Below are 2,517 nucleotides of genomic sequence, written 5' to 3' on the forward strand. Positions count from 1 at the left end.
CGGCGCCCGCTTCGAGGAGGGACTGCACCTGCGCCACGAGGGCAGCACCGTCCCCTCCCGGCCCCACATCGACATGACCGTCGCCGCGCTGGCGGCACGGGGCGTCGAGGTCGGCACGCCCGCCGACGGCGAGTGGACCGTCGCGCCGCAGCCCATCGCCGGCGCCGACGTGCTGATCGAGCCCGACCTCTCGAACGCCGCGCCGTTCCTCGCTGCGGCCCTCGTCACGGGCGGCCGCGTCCGGCTGCGCCACTGGCCGGCCGTCACCACGCAGGTCGGGGCGCACCTCGAGCGGATCCTGCCGCTGTTCGGCGCCCGCGTCGAGCGCGACGGCGAGGACCTCGTGGTCACCGGCGGCGACGAGATCCTGGGCGTGGACCTCGACCTGTCGGAGGGAGGCGAGCTCGCCCCCGCCCTCGCCGCCCTCGCCGCGCTGGCCTCCACTCCCAGCACCCTGACCGGGATCGGCCACATCCGCCACCACGAGACGGACCGCCTCGCCGCCCTCGCCGCCGAGATCACCGGCCTCGGCGGCCGGGTCACGGAGCTCGAGGACGGTCTGCGCATCGAGCCCGCCGAGCTCCACGGCGGCCGCTGGCGCACCTACTCCGACCACCGCATGGCCCACGCCGGCGCTCTGATCGGCCTCGTGGTCCCCGGCGTGGTGATCGAGGACGTCGCGACGACAGCTAAGACCCTCCCGCAGTTCCCGGAACTGTGGACGACCCTCGCCGGATCGGTCTGACCCGTGTCGTGGTGGACGGACAGCGGCCTCGACGCCGACGGTGCTCTCGACGACTTCGACGGGTACGACGAGTCGGACGCGCGGGTGCGCCCGAACCCGAAGGGCACGAAGCCCCGGACCAAGAACAGGCCCGCCTACGAGGACGCCGAGATCGCGATGGTGCTCGGCGTCGACCGGGGTCGCTACACGGTGATGATCGGCGACGGGACGCCCGAGGAGCACGAGTTCACGGCGGCCCGGGCCCGCGAGCTGCGGCGCCAGGCGATCGTGGCCGGCGACCGCGTCGACGTGGTCGGGGACTCCAGCGGCGACGAGGGGACGCTCGCCCGCATCGTCCGCATCCGCGAGCGGTCGACCCTCCTCCGCCGCAGCGCCGACGACACCGACGCGATCGAGCGCGTGATCGTCGCCAACGCCGACCAGATGCTCTGCGTGGTGGCCGCCGCCGACCCCGAACCTCGGACCCGGCTGGTCGACCGCTACCTGGTCGCCGCCTTCGACGCCGGCATCACTCCGATGCTCTGCATCACCAAGACCGACCTCGCGGACCCGGCCCCGTTCCTCCGCAACTTCGAGGGGCTCGACCTCCGCGTGTTCCTCTCGAGCCAGGACGAGCCGCCGGTCGACGAGATCGCCGACGCCCTCCTCGGCCACGAGACCGTGGTCGTCGGGCACTCCGGAGTCGGCAAGTCCACCCTCGTGAACAAGCTCGTCCCAGACGCGCACCGGGCCATCGGGCGCGTGAACACCGTGACGGGCCGCGGCCGGCACACCTCGTCCTCCACCGTCTCGCTGCGCGTGGAGCGCGGCGACCGGCACGGCTGGGTGATCGACACCCCCGGCGTCCGCTCGTTCGGACTCGGCCACGTGAACACCGACAACATCCTCGGCGCGTTCACGACCCTCGCCGTGATCGCCCGGGACTGCCCGCGCGGCTGCACGCACCTGCCCGACTCCCCCGACTGCGCCATCATCGAGGCGGTCGAGGGCGGACTGCTGGGCGCCAGCGGACCGGAGCGCCTCGACTCGCTCCAGCGCCTCCTGACCACCTTCGCCACGACCGACGGAAGCAGACGATGACCGACCTCTCCCCCCTCCCCGCCGAGGCGCGCCTCGCCGCCGGCGACTCCGCTCCGGAGTTCACGCTGCCGAACCAGGACGGCGAGCCCGTCTCGCTCGCGGACTACCGCGGACGGCGCGTCATCCTGTTCTTCTACCCCGAGGCCGACACCCCCGGCTGCACCACGGAGGCCTGCGACTTCCGCGACAACGCGGCCTCGCTCCGGGACTCCGGCTACGAGGTGCTCGGGCTCTCGAGGGACACGCCCGAGGCGCTGCGCCGCTGGGCCGACGCCCAGGGCATCACCTACCCGCTGCTCAGCGACCCCGACATGACGGCGCACCGCGCGTACGCGGTGTGGGGCGAGAAGAGCCTCTACGGCAAGACGGTCGTCGGCGTGCTGCGCTCGACGTTCGTCGTCGGCGCCGAGGGCGCCCTGGAGTTCGCGCAGTACGGCGTGCGGGCGACCGGGCACGTGCAGGCGCTCCGCAAGAAGCTGAAGCTCGTCTGAGCCCGGGGCGCGCTGTGCGGGTCATCGCGCGCCAGCGGCTCGCGGAGTACCGCTCATCTGCGAGCATCTCTCATGTCGACATGAGCGGCACCGCCCGGTGCCCCGTCGGGACGAGGGGTGGTCAGGGTGCGCTCGAATGCTCGCAGGACGACGGCCGGAGCGGCGATCGCGGTCGTGGCCGCTGCACTGGCGGGCTGCACG

Annotated in this window: 3 protein-coding genes; all 3 read left to right on the forward strand. The window is 73.4% G+C overall.

Annotation, left to right across the window (positions count from 1 at the left end; genetic code table 11):
- Positions 1-745 (forward strand): 3-phosphoshikimate 1-carboxyvinyltransferase (locus tag C5C27_RS17220; protein ID WP_374955290.1); only part of this gene is annotated, 745 nt, incomplete at its 5' end.
- 3 nt (positions 746-748) lie between these two features.
- The gene (rsgA, locus tag C5C27_RS17225; protein WP_104224119.1) at positions 749-1,825 is read left to right on the forward strand and encodes a ribosome small subunit-dependent GTPase A; all 1,077 of its coding nucleotides are present in this window, start codon (positions 749-751) and stop codon (positions 1,823-1,825) included.
- Positions 1,822-2,316: a thioredoxin-dependent thiol peroxidase gene (bcp, locus tag C5C27_RS17230; protein WP_104315010.1), complete on the forward strand. Its 495-nt coding sequence runs from the start codon at positions 1,822-1,824 to the stop codon at positions 2,314-2,316. Before rsgA ends, bcp begins: the two co-directional genes overlap by 4 nt.
- Positions 2,317-2,517: the final 201 nt, after the last annotated feature.

This window comes from Rathayibacter sp. AY2B7 (assembly GCF_002931635.1).
Lineage (GTDB): Bacteria > Actinomycetota > Actinomycetes > Actinomycetales > Microbacteriaceae > Rathayibacter.

Bases quoted from the DNA above. Each gene is read 5' to 3' on its own strand.
- bcp (WP_104315010.1), top strand. From the start codon at position 1,822: ATGACCGACCTCTCCCCCCTCCCCGCCGAGGCGCGCCTCGCCGCCGGC.